This is a genomic window from Klebsiella sp. JB_Kp042 (genome assembly GCF_040065275.1).
Lineage (GTDB): Bacteria > Pseudomonadota > Gammaproteobacteria > Enterobacterales > Enterobacteriaceae > Klebsiella > Klebsiella quasipneumoniae.
This window is the reverse complement of sequence record NZ_JBEAJL010000095.1, coordinates 25,119-38,926: the sequence shown is the minus strand read 5'-3', so window position 1 is coordinate 38,926 and position 13,808 is coordinate 25,119. Positions and strand designations below refer to the sequence as shown.

General features: G+C 61.4%; 16 protein-coding genes. 9 read left to right on the top strand and 7 right to left on the bottom strand.

Features of this window, described 5'->3' with window-relative positions:
* Window position 1: 1 nt before the first annotated feature.
* The 3 genes from ABLV54_RS18555 to ABLV54_RS18545 are packed head-to-tail and all read left to right on the top strand — an operon-like array spanning window position 2 to window position 2,312.
* Complete coding sequence (locus tag ABLV54_RS18555) at window positions 2-1,168, top strand: exo-alpha-sialidase (RefSeq protein WP_050534205.1); 1,167 nt, start codon at window positions 2-4, stop codon at window positions 1,166-1,168.
* Window positions 1,165-1,638 carry a YhcH/YjgK/YiaL family protein gene (locus ABLV54_RS18550; protein WP_032452776.1) on the top strand — a complete coding sequence of 158 codons (474 nt, stop codon included), beginning with the start codon at window positions 1,165-1,167 and terminating at the stop codon, window positions 1,636-1,638. The genes ABLV54_RS18555 and ABLV54_RS18550 overlap by 4 nt, the downstream gene beginning before the upstream one ends.
* The gene (locus ABLV54_RS18545; RefSeq protein WP_050534204.1) at window positions 1,635-2,312 is read left to right on the top strand and encodes an SDR family oxidoreductase; all 678 of its coding nucleotides are present in this window, start codon (window positions 1,635-1,637) and stop codon (window positions 2,310-2,312) included. The genes ABLV54_RS18550 and ABLV54_RS18545 overlap by 4 nt, the downstream gene beginning before the upstream one ends.
* Window positions 2,313-2,362: 50 nt before the next feature.
* Here ABLV54_RS18545 and ABLV54_RS18540 read toward each other — a convergent pair whose 3' ends face one another.
* Entirely contained in the window at window positions 2,363-3,154 is a 792-nt protein-coding gene (locus tag ABLV54_RS18540; protein WP_023289623.1) for a PhzF family phenazine biosynthesis protein, read from the bottom strand.
* Window positions 3,155-3,355: 201 nt separating this feature from the next.
* On the opposite strand from ABLV54_RS18540, the gene ABLV54_RS18535 reads away from it, so the two are divergent.
* Complete coding sequence (locus tag ABLV54_RS18535) at window positions 3,356-4,555, top strand: sugar transporter (protein WP_032452773.1); 1,200 nt, start codon at window positions 3,356-3,358, stop codon at window positions 4,553-4,555.
* Between the two features lie 69 nt (window positions 4,556-4,624).
* Here the strand turns inward: ABLV54_RS18535 and ABLV54_RS18530 are convergent, their stop codons facing one another.
* Window positions 4,625-5,293 carry a MarC family NAAT transporter gene (locus ABLV54_RS18530; RefSeq protein WP_004205969.1) on the bottom strand — a complete coding sequence of 223 codons (669 nt, stop codon included), beginning with the start codon at window positions 5,291-5,293 and terminating at the stop codon, window positions 4,625-4,627.
* Window positions 5,294-5,554: 261 nt separating this feature from the next.
* On the opposite strand from ABLV54_RS18530, the gene marR reads away from it, so the two are divergent.
* From marR to marB, 3 genes are read left to right on the top strand one after another with little or no spacing between them, the layout of a single operon-like run.
* Window positions 5,555-5,989, top strand: a complete 435-nt coding sequence (marR, locus tag ABLV54_RS18525; RefSeq protein ID WP_004143563.1) for a multiple antibiotic resistance transcriptional regulator MarR — start codon at window positions 5,555-5,557, stop codon at window positions 5,987-5,989.
* Window positions 5,990-6,009: 20 nt separating this feature from the next.
* Window positions 6,010-6,390 carry an MDR efflux pump AcrAB transcriptional activator MarA gene (marA, locus tag ABLV54_RS18520; RefSeq protein ID WP_004205971.1) on the top strand — a complete coding sequence of 127 codons (381 nt, stop codon included), beginning with the start codon at window positions 6,010-6,012 and terminating at the stop codon, window positions 6,388-6,390.
* Between the two features lie 34 nt (window positions 6,391-6,424).
* Entirely contained in the window at window positions 6,425-6,643 is a 219-nt protein-coding gene (marB, locus tag ABLV54_RS18515) for a multiple antibiotic resistance protein MarB (protein WP_044522908.1), read from the top strand.
* 48 nt (window positions 6,644-6,691) lie between these two features.
* Here the strand turns inward: marB and eamA are convergent, their stop codons facing one another.
* Window positions 6,692-7,591, bottom strand: coding sequence for an O-acetylserine/cysteine exporter (eamA, locus tag ABLV54_RS18510; RefSeq protein ID WP_023289620.1), 900 nt, complete (start codon window positions 7,589-7,591; stop codon window positions 6,692-6,694).
* Between the two features lie 194 nt (window positions 7,592-7,785).
* Between eamA and ydeE the strand changes: the two genes are divergently transcribed.
* Together ydeE and ABLV54_RS18500 are read left to right on the top strand one after the other, a co-directional pair.
* Window positions 7,786-8,982, top strand: coding sequence for an efflux MFS transporter YdeE (gene ydeE, locus ABLV54_RS18505; protein ID WP_050534203.1), 1,197 nt, complete (start codon window positions 7,786-7,788; stop codon window positions 8,980-8,982).
* 129 nt (window positions 8,983-9,111) lie between these two features.
* Window positions 9,112-9,594 (top strand): helix-turn-helix domain-containing protein, encoded by a 483-nt coding sequence (locus ABLV54_RS18500; protein WP_050534241.1) that lies wholly within the window; start codon window positions 9,112-9,114, stop codon window positions 9,592-9,594.
* A 33-nt stretch (window positions 9,595-9,627) separates the two neighbouring features.
* Here ABLV54_RS18500 and urtE read toward each other — a convergent pair whose 3' ends face one another.
* Genes urtE through urtB form a run of 4 tightly spaced genes read right to left on the bottom strand, consistent with a single transcriptional unit; the run spans window position 9,628 to window position 13,780 of the window.
* Entirely contained in the window at window positions 9,628-10,326 is a 699-nt protein-coding gene (gene urtE, locus ABLV54_RS18495) for an urea ABC transporter ATP-binding subunit UrtE (RefSeq protein ID WP_023289617.1), read from the bottom strand.
* A 9-nt stretch (window positions 10,327-10,335) separates the two neighbouring features.
* Window positions 10,336-11,133 carry an urea ABC transporter ATP-binding protein UrtD gene (gene urtD, locus ABLV54_RS18490; protein WP_023289616.1) on the bottom strand — a complete coding sequence of 266 codons (798 nt, stop codon included), beginning with the start codon at window positions 11,131-11,133 and terminating at the stop codon, window positions 10,336-10,338.
* Window positions 11,133-12,206 (bottom strand): urea ABC transporter permease subunit UrtC, encoded by a 1,074-nt coding sequence (gene urtC, locus ABLV54_RS18485; protein WP_050534202.1) that lies wholly within the window; start codon window positions 12,204-12,206, stop codon window positions 11,133-11,135. Before urtC ends, urtD begins: the two co-directional genes overlap by 1 nt.
* On the bottom strand, window positions 12,206-13,780 hold the full coding sequence (gene urtB / locus ABLV54_RS18480) for an urea ABC transporter permease subunit UrtB (RefSeq protein ID WP_050534201.1): 1,575 nt from the start codon (window positions 13,778-13,780) through the stop codon (window positions 12,206-12,208). Before urtB ends, urtC begins: the two co-directional genes overlap by 1 nt.
* Between the last annotated feature and the right edge of the window lie 28 nt (window positions 13,781-13,808).

The following is a 13,808-nucleotide window of genomic DNA, read 5'->3' as shown; positions in this document are numbered from 1 at the left end:
CATGTCCGCAATTCCTTCTTTCGACGGCGTCATTCGCCAGCACCAGCAAGATGAACATATCGCATGGGCGATGCTCCCCAACGCCTGCCCGCAAAATCATGCCGCCAACCTGCTTCAGCTGGAAGATGGCTGCCTGATGTGCGTCTGGTTCGGCGGCTCCCAGGAGGGGAAAGCCGACATTTCGATCTGGGGTTCGCGGTTAGCCCCCGGCAGCGATCGCTGGAGCGAAGCGGTTAAGCTCTCCGACGATCCTGACCGCTCAGAACAAAATCCGGTGCTGTTTCAGGCGCCGGACCAGGTAGTGTGGCTGTTATGGACGGCGCAATTCGCCGGCAACCAGGATACCGCCATTGTGCGCTACCGCCAGTCACACGACGGCGGGCAAAGCTGGGGAGCCATCGACACCCTGTTGGATCAGCCCGGTACCTTTATTCGCCAGCCGATTAGCGTCATGCCTGACGGCAGCTGGCTGCTGCCGGTGTTTTACTGCCGCACTGCACCCGGCGAGAAATGGGTGGGTAACAATGACGTCAGCGCGGTGAAGATCTCCTCCGACGGCGGCAGAAGCTGGCGCGACGTGGCGGTCCCGGAGAGTCTTGGCTGCGTCCATATGAGCATCACCGCGCATCCCGACGGCGGACTGGCGGCCTTCTTTCGCAGTCGCTGGGCGGATCACATCTGGTTCAGCCGCTCCAGCGACCAGGGTGAAAGCTGGTCTGCGCCGGTGCCAACGACGCTGCCGAACAACAACTCGTCCATTCAGGCGACGACTCTCGACAATGGCGAACTGGCGCTGGTGTTTAATAATATGAGCGCCGCCGGGGCCACCGAACGCCGAGCCTCACTGTACGATGAAATTGCGGATGACGATGGCCGTAAGGAGCCGGAAACAACCGGAAAAAGCGCCTTCTGGGGCGCGCCCCGCGCGCCGATGACGGTGGCGATCTCGCCTGACGGCGGCAAAAGCTGGCCGTGGCTGCGTAATCTTGACGAGGGCGACGGCTACTGCATGACCAATAATTCGGAGCAGAAGCTGAACCGGGAGTTCTCCTACCCCAGCATCAAACAGGGAGCAGACGGTAATTTGCATATCGCCTACACCTGGTACCGCCAGGCGATCAAGTATGTTCGCGTTTCGCCACAGTGGGTGAAAGGAGAAAGCGCATGATTATCGGTACCCTGCAGGCGCTGCACCAGGCTGGTCTGCCGCCAGCGTTAAAGCAGCTTTTGAGCAGCGAGGACTGTTCGCTGGCCGCCCTGAGCGCCAGAGAGGATGGCCGCTTCCAGCCCGACGGCGCGCCGTGGTTCTGCACCCTCGGCGTGGCGCAAACCCAGCCTGCGGCCGAGCGGCATACGGAATATCATCGCCAGTGGGCGGATATTCAGGTCATCCTGGCCGGCGAGGAGCGGATCCAGGCGGGCATGGCTGCCGTGATGCGCCCGCAGGATAATGAGCTTAAGCCTGACCTCTATCTCTGTCAGCCGGCCCCGGAGAGTGTCTCTATTCTGCTGCGTCCCGGCGACTTCGCGGTCTTTTACCCCGGCGAACCGCACCAGGCGCTGTGTGCGGTTTCGACGCCAGCGCCGGTCAGAAAGGCGGTATTCAAGATACCGGCAGCGATGCTGGAGGCGCAATGAAGCGGGCCATAGTCACCGGGGCCAGTTCCGGGATCGGCGCCGCGGTGGTGAGGCGATTGCTGGAGGACGGCTGGCAGGTGGTCGGCATGAGCCGTTCGCTGCCGCCCTTCTCACAGCCGAACTTTCGCCATCTGGAGGTCGATGTCAGCCAACGCAGCGCGCTGCTGGCGGCGCTGGAACAGATTGAGCCTCCTCAGGCCATCATCCACGCCGCGGGTTCGATGACCGCCGCGCCCCTGGGCAATCTTGATCCACTGCGCGGCGAGTCGCTGTGGCGTTTACATGTCGACGCGGCCCAAACGCTGGTCAATCACTTCGCCCCGGCCATGGCGCCGGGCGGGAGGGTTGTTCTGCTGGGAAGCCGAACATCACGAGGCGCAGCGGGTCGTTCCCAGTATACGGCCACCAAAGCCGCGCTGGTCGCCCTTGCCAGAAGCTGGGCGGCAGAGCTGGCGCCCGCTGGGGTGACGGTCAACGTGGTGGCGCCCGGGGCAACCGATACGCCGATGCTCCATCAGCCTGGCAGGGAAAGCTCTCCGCCGCGGCTGCCGCCGCTGGGGAGGCTCATTACCCCGCAGGAGGTGGTCTCGCTGATAAGCTGGTTATTGAGTGAGGGCGCATCGGCGATGACCGGACAGGAGCTGGTGATGTGCGGTGGCGCCTCCCTTGCCTGATGACGCACGCCGCGCCGTCCCCGGACAACGGAACGACGCGGCGGTGAGGATTAACGCAAATAGACAGTCCCGCGCAGATAGGTGGTGGCCTGGCCGCCGATCAGCACCCGGTCGCCCTGCCACTGGCAGCGCAGATCCCCGCCGCGGGCGGAGACCTGGCGCGCCATCATGGTGGTTTTCCCCAGCTTGTCGCCCCACCAGGGGATCAGCATGCTGTGGGCGGAGCCGGTCACCGGATCCTCCGGCACCCCTTCTCCCGGGCAGAAGAAGCGGCTGACAAAGTCATATTCCTCATCCGGCGCGCTCACGCAGATCATTTTGCCGAGCGTCTGCAGGCGCGCCATGTCCGGTTGCACCGCTTCAACCTGCCGGCGATCCGCCAGCAGCACCAGATAATCGCGCCCTTCCCGTACCTCGACGGCCGCCTCGAGGCCCAGCCCGGCCAGCAGGTCCGCCGGCGGATTGGCCACCGGGGTGGTCGTCCACGCCGGGAAGTCGAGCGTCAGCCAGTCGCCGCTGCGGGTCACCCGCAGGTCGCCGACAAAACGGGTGCTAAAGGTAATCGTCGCCGAGGGATGGTCGAGATATTCAAAAATAACGTGCGCCGTCGCCAGGGTGGCGTGGCCGCAGAGGTTGATCTCGCCAAGGGTGGTAAACCAGCGCAGCTCATAGCCTTCGTCGGTGCGGACGAAGAACGCCGTTTCGGACTGGTTATGCTGTTGGGCCATTTTCAGCAGCACATCGTCGGCTAACCACTCGCTGAGGGGGCAAACGGCCGCGGCATTGCCGCCGAAGTTTTTATCGCTGAAAGCATCGACCAGATAAAATTGTATTTCCTGCATACACTGTCCTTACTTTTTTTACTTTCCTTCAACATGACATAAAAGCGCCCCCCTGACACTATCCATAGCAAAATTAATTGCTTAACCGCACCTGGGCGTTTGCAGTGAAATGAGATACAGATCACAAAATGATTGTCTTTTCGCCAGCAAACGTTTTAAGATCAGCGTCACATCTTCCCCTGAATCACCAGTCCAGAGCTTATGACTACGAATACGGTCTCACGCAAGGTAGCGTGGCTACGTGTCGTGACGTTGGCCATCGCCGCGTTTATTTTTAACACCACAGAATTTGCCCCGGTCGGTCTGCTGTCGGATATTGCCGACAGCTTCGGCATGGAAACCGCCCAGGTGGGCATGATGCTGACCATCTACGCATGGGTGGTGGCGTTAATGTCGCTGCCGTTTATGCTGCTGACCAGCAAAGTGGAGCGTCGGCGGTTGCTCATCGGCCTGTTTATTCTGTTTATCGCCAGCCATGTGCTGTCGTTCTTTGCATGGAATTTTGACGTGCTGGTCATCAGCCGCATCGGCATCGCCTTCGCCCATGCGGTGTTCTGGTCGATAACGTCGGCGCTGGCCATCCGCATGGCGCCCCCGGGCAAACGGGCGCAGGCGCTGAGCCTGATCGCTACCGGTACCGCGCTGGCGATGGTGTTTGGCATTCCGATCGGCCGCATCATCGGCCAGTATTTTGGCTGGCGGATGACCTTCCTGGCGATCGGCCTCGGCGCCTTAGCCACTCTGGCATGCCTGGTGAAACTGCTGCCGACGCTGCCGAGCGAACACTCAGGCTCGCTGAAAAGCCTGCCGGTGCTGTTCCGTCGCCCGGCGCTGGTCAGCGTGTACATTCTGACCGTGGTGGTGGTGACCGCCCATTATACCGCCTACAGCTATATCGAACCCTTCGTCCAGACGGTGGCGGGTCTGAGCGGCAATTTTGCCACCGTACTGCTGCTGATCCTCGGCGGGGCCGGGATTATCGGCAGCATTCTGTTCGGCAAGCTCGGTAACCAGCACGCTTCGGGGCTGATAAGCCTCGCCATCGGCCTGCTGCTGGCCTGTCTGCTGCTGCTTTTGCCGGCCTCGCATAACCCGCACCACCTGATGCTGCTCAGCATCTTCTGGGGGGTGGCGATCATGATTATCGGTCTCGGCATGCAGGTGAAAGTGCTGGCCTCCGCCCCGGACGCCACCGACGTCGCCATGTCGCTGTTCTCGGGCATCTTTAACATCGGTATTGGCGCCGGCGCGCTGGTGGGCAGCCAGGTGAGTCTGCACCTCTCTATGGCCTCCATCGGCTACATCGGCGCCATCCCGGCGCTGGCAGGCCTGATCTGGGCCCTGCTGATCTTCCGTCGCTGGCCGGTATCGCTGGAAGAGCACCAGCCGCACCACTCTTGATTGAGCCGCAAAAAAAAAGCCCGTCGGTATCGCTCCGGCGGGCTTTTGTCTCTCCGCGCATCACCGCGGTCAGGGATGCCAGGTCGAAATGATCTCCAGCACGCCGTTAATAATGAACTGCACGCCCATGCAGACCAGCAGGAAGCCCATCAACCGCGAAATGGCCTCAATGCCGCCTTTTCCTACCAGACGCATAATCGCCCCCGAACTGCGCAGGCAACCCCAGAGAATGATCGCCAACAGGGCAAAGATAATCGGCGGCGCCGCCAGCACCACCCACTCCGGGAAGTCCACGCCGTGCTTCACGGTTGAGGCGGAACTGATGATCATCGCGATGGTGCCCGGACCGGCGGTGCTTGGCATCGCCAGCGGCACAAAGGCGATATTGGCGGTTGGCTCATCCTGTAGCTCTTCCGATTTGATCTTCGCTTCCATCGAATCGTGGGCTTTTTGCTGGGGGAACAGCATGCGGAAACCGATAAAGGCCACAATCAACCCCCCGGCGATACGCAGCCCAGGTATTGATATGCCGAATGTATTCATCACCACCTGGCCGGCATACCACGACACCATCAGGATGGCGAAGACATACACCGAAGCCATCAACGCCTGTTTGTTCCGCTCGGCGTTGTTCATATTGCCCGCCAGGCCAAGGAACAGCGCCACGGTAGTCAGCGGATTCGCCAGCGGTAACAGCACCGCCAGGCCGAGCCCTATCGCTTTAAACAAATCAAACATAGTTAAAAAAAGTCCCGTAAATATTCATTTTTTAAGGATGGTTTCACGCCGTGAGTATACCGGCTTCAACAATTCCAACGCCAGCCTGCTGATAAATCACCTTCGCTAAAAATTAACAAGCGTTAGAAAATTCACAAACAGTGACCCGTGTCGAATTTTCTTGTTTTAGCAAATCGTGGCATCGGCCAATTCATAATGTTGACTTATGATTGCCTGGGCAATAGTATCACTCGCAACTAAATCATTGCCTGGGCAACCATCATGAAAAGTACCAGCGACCTGTTCAACGAGATGATCCCGCTGGGCCGCTTGATCCAGATGGTTAACCAGAAAAAAGATCGCCTGCTCAACGACTACCTCTCACCCATGGATATTACCGCGACCCAGTTCCGGGTGCTCTGTTCCATTCGTTGCGAGGTATGTATTACCCCCGTTGAGCTGAAAACCGTGCTTTCCGTCGACCCGGGCGCGATGACGCGTATGCTCGACCGCCTGGCGTGTAAAGGCTGGATTGAACGGTTACCCAACCCCGCTGACAAGCGTGGCGTGCTGGTGCAGTTGACGCCAGACGGCGCAGCCCTTTGCGAGCAGTGTCATCAGGTTGTGGGTCAGAAGTTACACCAGGAGTTAACAAAAAATCTGTCGGCGGACGAAGTCGCCATGCTTGAGCAACTCCTCAAGAAGGTCCTGCCGTAAAAATAAGAAGAGGTAAGATGATGTCCAGACGTAATAATGACGCCATCACTATCCATAGTATTTTGTCGTGGATCGAGGATAACCTGGAATCGCCCCTGTCGCTGGAAAAAGTGTCTGAGCGCTCAGGTTACTCCAAGTGGCACCTGCAACGTATGTTTAAGAAAGAGACCGGCCATTCCCTCGGCCAGTACATCCGCAGCCGTAAGCTGACGGAGATTGCGCAAAAGCTCAAGCAGAGCAATGAGCCAATCCTGTACCTGGCGGAACGCTACGGTTTCGAATCGCAGCAGACCCTGACGCGAACGTTTAAAAACTATTTCGATGTTCCGCCCCACAAATATCGCATAACGAATGTACCTGGCGAATCCCGCTATCTGCATCCGCTAAATAACTGTTGTTAATCGCCTGCATTATTAAAGACGTATTGAGGAAATCATGAAATTATTCGCTGCCGCAGCCATCGTCGTTCTGTCGCTGGCATCCAGCTTCAGCTATGCGGAGCAAACCACCACGCCGGTGCGGCAAAACCAGCGTGACACAATGATTCTCCCTTCGGAACATAACGACTCGCCGTTTGATTTCAATCATATGGCGGCCGGCAATGATAAATCTGACGAACTTGGCGTGCCGTACTACCAGCAGCACGACCTGTGATGCCATTACACGCATACTTGTGTATAGCCCCGTCTCCGGGGCTTTTTTTTACCCGCGCGCCATGCCCGGCCGCACCAGACGCAGACCGAAAACGTTGATATAGAGCCCGGCCATGATCAGCGCCGCCCCGGCGAGCTGCAGCCCGCTCAGCGTCTCTCCCAGCAGCAGCGCGGCGCTGGCCATCCCCACCACCGGCACCAGCAGCGACAGCGGCGCCACCCGCCAGGTTTCATACCGCCCCAGCAGCGAGCCCCAGATACCGTAGCCGACGATAGTGGCGATAAACGCCAGGTAAAGCAGCGAGAGTACCGTCAGCACATCGATCTGGCGCAGACTCGCCAGCATCAACTGCGGGCCATCGATCAGCCACGAGGCGAGCATAAACGGCAGCACCGGGATCAATGCGCTCCACACCACCAGCGACATGATCGGCGGCCGGGTCGCCTGGGACATGATTTTTTTGTTGAAAATATTGCCGCAGGCCCAGCTGAGCGCCGCCGCCAGGGTCAGCATAAAGCCCACCAGCGGGACATGTTCCCCTCCGAGGCTCCCCTCCACCAGCACCAGCACGCCGAAGATCGCCAGAGCGATCCCCGCCAGCTGCTTGCCCTGCAGGCGTTCGCCAAAGACGAAGGCGCCGAGGATGATGGTAAAGAAGGCTTGCGCCTGCAGAACCAGCGACGCCAGCCCCGCCGGCATGCCCAGGCCGATAGCGCAGAACAGAAAGGCAAACTGGCCAAAGCTAATGGTCAGGCCATAGCCCAACAGCAGGCGCAGCGGAATCGCTGGCCGGGCGACAAACAGCAGCGCCGGGAAGGCCACCAGCATAAAGCGCAGGCCCGCCAGCATCAGCGGCGGCATATTGTGCAATCCCAGCTTAATCACCACGAAGTTAAGCCCCCACACCACCACTACCAGCAGCGCCAGCAGTCCATCTTTCCTCGTCATACCCTGCCTCTGTCGTTATTAGAATTTTTGTGAACAAAATCAAAGTAGCGAAAAAGCGGCCGCCAGGATAGATCATTATTTTTGGCAGGTTCAGAAGTGCCGATCGCGACCGGGGCGACCTGTACAAGGCGTGATGGCCGTGTTATTTGTGATCGAAGACATAAAATTATAACAACATGACAGGCAAGGAAATCATGATCACCACACTCCGGCGCTCCACCATCGCGCTGCTGGCATCGTCGTTACTGTTGACTATCGGCCGCGGGGCCACACTGCCGTTTATGACCATCTACCTCACCCGACGCTATCAGCTGGAGGTGGATGTGATCGGCTACGCCCTGTCGCTGGCCCTGGTGGTCGGCGTGCTGTTCAGCATGGGCTTTGGCATCCTCGCGGACAAGTTCGACAAAAAGCGCTATATGGTGTGGTCAGTGCTGGTATTTATCCTCGGTTTCAGCGCGATACCGCTGGTCCATAACGCGACCCTGGTGGTGATCTTCTTTGCGCTGATCAACTGCGCCTATTCGGTCTTTTCCACCGTGCTGAAAGCCTGGTTCGCCGACCGGCTGACGGCGGAGAAAAAAGCGCGCATCTTCTCGCTGAACTACACCATCCTCAACATCGGCTGGACCGTCGGGCCGCCTATCGGCACGCTGCTGGTGATGCACAGCATTAATCTGCCCTTCTGGCTGGCGGCGGCCTGCGCCGCCTTCCCGCTGGTGTTTATTCAGCTGTTTCTCCAGCGGGATGGGGCCGCCGCCGCCCAGCCGGGAGCTGCCGCCTGGACGCCTTCGGTGCTGCTGCGCGACCGCGCGCTGCTGTGGTTTACCTGTTCCGGGCTGCTGGCCTCCTTCGTCGGCGGCGCGTTTGCCTCCTGTATCTCGCAGTACGTGCTGGTGGTCGCCAGCAGCGACTTCGCCGAGAAAGTCGTGGCCGTGGTGCTGCCGGTTAACGCCGCGGTGGTCGTCGCCCTGCAGTACGCCGTTGGCCGGCGGCTGAGCGCGAGAAATATCCGCCCGCTGATGACCTTCGGTACCGTCTGCTTTGTGATCGGCCTCGTGGGCTTTATGTTCTCCGGCGCCAGCCTGTGGGCGTGGGGGCTCTCGGCGGCGATCTTCACCCTTGGCGAGGTGATTTATGCCCCCGGCGAGTATATGCTGATTGACCATATCGCCCCGCCGGGAATGAAGGCCAGCTACTTCTCCGCTCAGTCGCTGGGATGGCTGGGCGCGGCCTTCAACCCGATGTTCACCGGGTTGATCCTCACCCATCTGCCGCACTGGTCGCTGTTTGTCATTCTTATCGCGGCTATTGTCGCCGCCTGGCTGATGATTTTCCGGGGGATCAATGCCCGTCCCTGGCAGCCGGATTCTCCGCTGGCCAGGGCCTGACGCCAGCTGACATGCGGCTGTCAGGTTACTGTCGGGCCGTTGTCGGGTCGCTGTCGTGGTGGCTGGCGGCCCGCTTTTCCATACTCCATCACAGGTTTACATCCGCAGAACGTCATGGAGCATATGAATATGAACAGCATCAATCAGGTCAAACAATTACGGCTGCAGCGCGCCTGGTCCCAGGAACAGCTGGCCGAAATGGCGGGGCTCAGCGTCCGCACGATCCAGCGCATTGAGAATGGCGAACGCCCGGGGCTGGAGACCCTCAGCGCCCTCGCCGCGGTCTTTGAGGTGACGGTGGCCGAGATCGGCGGCGAAGCCTCGCGGGAGGGCGCGCCGGGTCCGCAAGCTTCGCTGGATCTGCGTATAGAGGAAGCGAAAGCGCGGGTGCAGCAGGAGAGTCGCTTTTTTCGTTCGCTGTCGGTGGCGCTGGTGGTCTGCGTGCTGCTGGCGGTGCTCAACCGGTACACGAACCCGCAGTACTACTGGTCCGGCTGGGTCGCCATGATCTGGGGCGCTCTGCTGGTGGTGAGAGGATTACGTCTGTTCGTCTTTGGCGAATGGATCAAAAACTGGCGCCAGGCGCGCCTGCAGCGGCTGCTGCGTAAATAGCATGGAAACCGGCGGCGCACGCCGCCGGCCCGCTCAGATAGTCACCAGGGCGCGCACGCCGTCGGTTTCCATATCTCCGCCCTTTCCCTGCTGGACGATGGCGCCGCGCGACATCACCAGGTAGTGGTCCGCCAGCCCGGCGGCAAAGTCATAGAATTGCTCCACCAGCAGAATAGCCATATCCCCGCGGCTCGCCAGCTGACGGATCACCTCGCCAATCTCTTTGATGACCGAGGGCTGGATCCCCTCGGTTGGCTCATCGAGGATCAGCAGCTGCGGACGGCTGGCCAGCGCGCGGCCGATCGCCAGCTGCTGCTGCTGACCGCCGGATAAATCACCGCCCCGCCGCTGCTTCATGGTCTTGAGCACCGGGAAAAGCTGGTAAATCTCCTCCGGCACCTGCTGCGCCTCGCGGGCGGGAAAGCGCGACAGCCCCATCAGCAGATTTTCTTCCACCGTCAGGCGGGGAAAAATCTCGCGTCCCTGGGGGACGTAGGCCACCCCGGCCTGCACCCGCTGGTGCGGTTTACGGTGGGTGATGTTCTGATCCTGCCAGCGCACCTCGCCGCTGCGCGCCGGAATAAGCCCCATCAGACATTTCAGCAGGGTGGTCTTACCGACGCCGTTGCGCCCCAGCAGGCAGGTGACCTCGCCCTGACGGGCGGTAAAATCCACCCCGCGCAAGATGTGGCTCCCGCCGTAGTACTGATGTAACTGACTCACCTGTAACATTGGCGCTCCTTAACGTCCCAGATAAACTTCAATGACCTGCTCATTGGCCTGCACCTCCCGCAGCGACCCCTCCGCCAGCACCTGGCCCTGATGCAGGACCGTCACCCGGTCGGCGATGGTCTCGACAAACCCCATGTCGTGCTCCACCACCATCAGGGAGTGCTGTCCGGCCAGCGTGCGAAACAGCTCCGCGGTATATTCGGTTTCCGCATCGGTCATGCCGGCCGCTGGCTCATCAAGCAGCAGCAGATGCGGTTCCTGCACCAGCAGCATGCCGATCTCAAGAAACTGTTTCTGGCCATGGGACAGCAGACCCGCCTGGCGGTAGCGTTCGCCGTCGAGGCGCAGCAGGCGCAGCACCTCATTCAGCCGATCGTCCTGTTCGCTGCTCAGCCGGGCGCGCAGGCTGGCCCACACCGATTTATCCCCCTTCATCGCCAGGGCGAGATTTTCCGCCACCGTCAGCGCTTCGAAGACCGTCGGCTTTTGAAACTTGCGCCCGATACCCTGGCGGGCGATGGCCACCGGGTCGAGAGTGGTCAGATCCACCGACTGGTCATAGATCGCTTTGCCGCTCTGCGGCCGGGTTTTGCCGGTGATCACGTCCATCAGGGTGGTCTTGCCCGCGCCGTTGGGGCCGATCACGCAGCGCAGCTCGCCGACGCCTATCGCCAGCGACAGATCCGTCAGCGCCCGGAAACCGTCAAAGCTGACGTTAATGTTCTCCAGCTGCAGTACCGGGTCGGTTTGCGCACGGAAGCGATCTCCGGGCAGCTGGCGGGTAAACAGTCCTTCATCCGGTTGCATTAGCGGTCTCCTCGACGCAGCAGACCCATCACCCCGCGGGGTAGAAACAGGGTCACGATGATGAACATGAGGCCAAGAAACAGCTGCCAGTACTCCGGCATCGCCACGGTGAAAATGCTTTTCGCGCCATTGACCAGCCCGGCGCCAAGCACCGGGCCGATCAGGGTGCCGCGCCCGCCGAGCGCCACCCAGATGGCGGCCTCGATGGAGTTGGTCGGCGACATTTCGCTGGGGTTGATGATCCCCACCTGCGGGACGTATAACGCCCCCGCCAGGCCGCAGAGCACCGCCGACAGCGTCCACACCAGCAGCTTGAAGCCGCGCGGGTCGTACCCGCAGAACATCAGGCGGTTCTCGGCATCCCGCACCGCGGTGAGGATGCGGCCAAACTTACTCTGCGCCAGCGCCGAGCCCAGCCACAGGGTCAGCAACAACAGCAGGACCGTGGCCATAAACAGCGCCGCCCGGGTGCCGGTGGCGGTGACCGGAAAGCCCAGCAGCGTGGTAAATCCGGTGAAGCCGTTGTTACCGCCAAACCCGGTCTCGTTGCGAAAGAACAGCAGCATACCGGCATAGGTCAAGGCCTGGGTCATGATCGAGAAATAGACCCCTTTGATCTTCGAGCGGAAGGCGAACCAGCCGAAAACCAGCGCCAGCAGGCCGGGAACCAGCACCACCAGCGCCATCGCCCAGGCGAAATGCTGCGTGCCCCACCAGAACCAGGGCAGCTCGTCCCAGGAGAGAAAAGACATGAACGCCGGCAGACCGTCCCCCGCCGCCTGGCGCATCAGGTACATGCCCATGGCGTACCCGCCGAGGGCAAAGAAAATCCCGTGGCCAAGGGATAGCATACCCGCGTAGCCCCAGACCAGATCCAGCGCCACCGCCACGATGGCGTAGCAGAGGATTTTACCGCTCAGGGTCAGCAGCCAGCTCGGCACCGCCAGCGGATGGGAGGCCGGCAGCAGCGCCAGGAATGGCATGCTCAGCAGCCCCAGCACTAACAGGATCCCCAGCCAGCGCAGAGGCCGCGGCGCGCGCTGCGCCAGCGTTAAGGTAATGGGTTGGCTCATCAGTCAATCACCCTCCCTTTCAACGCGAACAGGCCCTGCGGGCGTTTCTGAATAAACAGAATAATCATCACCAGGATCAGGATCTTGCCCAGCACCGCGCCCATCTGAGGTTCAAGAATTTTGTTGAAAATGCCCAGCCCAAAGGCTGCCGCCACGCTGCCGGCCAGCTGGCCGACGCCGCCCAGGACCACCACCAGGAACGAGTCGATGATATAGCCCTGACCCAGCTCCGGGCCGACGTTGCCAAGCTGCGACAGCGCCACGCCGCCCAGCCCGGCAATACCGGATCCGAGACCAAAGGCCAGCATATCCACCCGCCCGGTAGGCACGCCGCAGCAGGCGGCCATCGCCCGGTTCTGCGTCACGGCGCGGACGTTCATTCCGAGGCGGGTGCGGTTCAGGATGAGCCAGGTGAAGCACAGCACCAGCAGGACGAACGCCAGCACCGCCAGCCGGTTCCACGGCAGGATCAGGTTCGGCAGGACCTGCACGCCGCCGGAGAGCCAGGCGGGGTTCGCCACCTCCACGTTCTGCGCGCCGAACAGCATCCGCACCAGCTGAATAAGCATCAGGCTGATCCCCCAGGTGGCGAGCAGCGTCTCCAGCGGCCGACCATACAGATGACGAATAATGGTGCGCTCGAGCGCCATGCCGATCCCGGCGGTGACCAGGAAGGCCACCGGCAGCGCGACCAGCGGATAAAAGGCCAGCCACTGCGGCGCGAGCTGCGCCAGGACCTGCTGTACCAGCCAGCAGCTGTAGGCGCCGATCATCAGCATCTCGCCATGGGCCATGTTAATCACCCCCAGCAGGCCGTAGGTGATCGCCAGCCCCAGAGCGGCCAGCAGCAGCACCGAGCCCAGCGACAGCCCCATAAAGGCCTGGCCCAGCAGATCGCCGAGCAGCAGACGATGTTTGATCTTTTGCAGGCTGTCGCTGGCCGCCTCGCGCACCGCCGCATCCGGCTCATGCTGGGCATCAGTAAAGGGGATCAGCAGCGCCTGGGTTTCCGGGGCCGCGGAATGGCCGAGCAGCGTCACCGCGGCCAGCCGCGCGCTGGCCTCAGGCTGAGTCAACTGCAGGCGCGCCAGCGCCACCTCCAGCAGGCCCCGCACATTATCATCGCTTTCCGCCTTCAGCCGCTGCTGCAGCAGAGCGGCCATGGCCGGGGTCGCTTCCCGCTGCAGGGTGCGCGCCGCGGACGCTCGCTCTGTGACGTTGTCACTTAAAATAAGATGGCTGGCCAGCGCGCCGGCAGCCAGATTGCGCAGGCGGTTGGTCAGACGGACCGGCCGGGTGTCGCCCTGCGGCGCGGCGGCGGCGCCCAGCGGTTGTAAGCCGCCCTGTCGGGCGCGGAAGGCATGTTTTCCGTCGTCCATCACCAGGCTCTCGCTGGTTAACGCCCGCAGCAACGGCAGGCGATCGGCCTGCGGCGCCGCCGCCCACTGGGTCAACAGCTGCGCCTGCTGGCTGCGGCTGGCGGCGACGAAATCATCCGCCTCCGCAGCCTGCGCCCGCCATGGCAGCAAGCTCAGCAGCAGCGCCAACACACTCATGAGACGCAATGCGTTCATGTCGTTCTCCTCTGGTCAGCGGCCGACG